The organism is Mesorhizobium sp. CA7, from assembly GCF_020165015.1.
In the GTDB taxonomy this organism is placed as follows: Bacteria; Pseudomonadota; Alphaproteobacteria; order Rhizobiales; family Rhizobiaceae; genus Mesorhizobium.
The window spans coordinates 1-1,403 of sequence record NZ_JAIUHH010000039.1; the positions used below are offsets into that span (position 1 = coordinate 1).

The 1,403-nt window shown below is 67.6% G+C and carries 1 protein-coding gene; it reads right to left on the reverse strand.

What is annotated here, in order from left to right; translation table 11 throughout:
* A partial coding sequence (locus LB552_RS29570) for an autotransporter-associated beta strand repeat-containing protein (RefSeq protein WP_224611725.1) occupies window positions 1-1,403 on the reverse strand: 1,403 nt, incomplete at both ends.

A 1,403-nucleotide genomic window follows, 5' to 3' on the forward strand; every position in this document is an offset into this window, starting at 1 on the left:
ACCGTGCCGGGTGCCGCAGCACCAAGCCGCACCGCGCCGCTGTTGTTGAGCGAGGCCACCGTCTGGTCGAAGCCGGCGAGGTCAAGCGTGCCGCCGGAAGCGACGGTGAAGGCCGAGGTCGTGTTGAAAGCGCCGGCCTTGCCCGCCGCCAGGGTTCCGTCCTGCACCGTCGTCGCCCCGACATAGGAGCTGTTGCCGGCCAGGATCAGCGTGCCGTAGTCGACCTTGGTCAGCCCGGTGTTTCCAACCAGATCCGATGCGATCGTCGCCTTGTAGCCGGCGCTGCCGCTGGTGCCGTCGCCGACATTGATGATTGCCGGTCCGCCGGTCAGCGTGATCGCATCGCCCTGGATGCGATAGCCGTCGGCGGCGAACTGCATGCCGTTGACGGTGACCGCGCCGTTGCCGTTGTCCACGCTCACGGTTCCGGGCGTGCCCTGGAACACGGCGAACTGGCCGTTGCTCCACGGCGCGTTGACCTCGCCGCCGGACGTCGTCCAATTGTCGCCGGAGCCGGCGACCTGCCAGGTGCCGTTGCCGCCGTCGACCACGCTGTTGTTCTTGGGGCCGGCATCGCCGTCCCAGAAGGTCAGCAGCTGCCCGGCGGTGTTGATGAGGTTGACCTGGTTGGCGATCGACGTCTGCACCGAATAGTCGGGTGACGTCAGTGCGAGCCCGTTGTCGATCAGCGAGCCATTGTAGTTGAACACGCGGTAGACGCCGGGTCCGAAGCTGCCGCCGGCGGCCGCCGTAATATTGAGCGTGCCGTCGAGCGTCAGATTGCCGCCGACATTGACGACGTCGTTCAGCGCGCCGCCGGGCGCATTGGCCTGCCCGAAATTATACGCAAGGCTGGTGCCGCCGCTGAGCGTCAGGTTGCCGTTGATGGTCAGAGCGCCGGCGGAATTGCCGCTGCCGCCGGGGCTCAGCGTGCTGCCATCCGCCATGGTGACATCGCCGCCGATGATGCCGGTGCCGCCGAGCGTCGCCCCGCCCGCCACCGCGGTCAGGCCGGTGGCGCCGGACTGGTTGCCATTGACGAGCAAGGTGCCGCTGTTGACGTTGGTTTGCCCGCCATAGCTGTTGGCGGCGGTCAGGATCGTGGTGCCGGCGCCGATCTGGTTCAGCCCGCCAGTGCCGGAGATCACGCCGCCGAAGGTGATGGCATCCGAACGGTCGAAGGCCAGCGTGCCGTTGTCGACGACATTGCCAGTGATCGAGCCCGACGCGCCGCCATTGCCGAGTTGCAGGGTGCCCGCCGAGATCATCGTGCCGCCGGTGTAGGTGTTGTCCGCCGTCAGGACAGTGGTGACGGAGCCGATCTGAGCGACCGCACCGCTGCCCGAGATCAGCCCGGCGAAGGTGTAGGCGTCTGACCGGTCGAAGGCGAGCGTGCCGTTGTT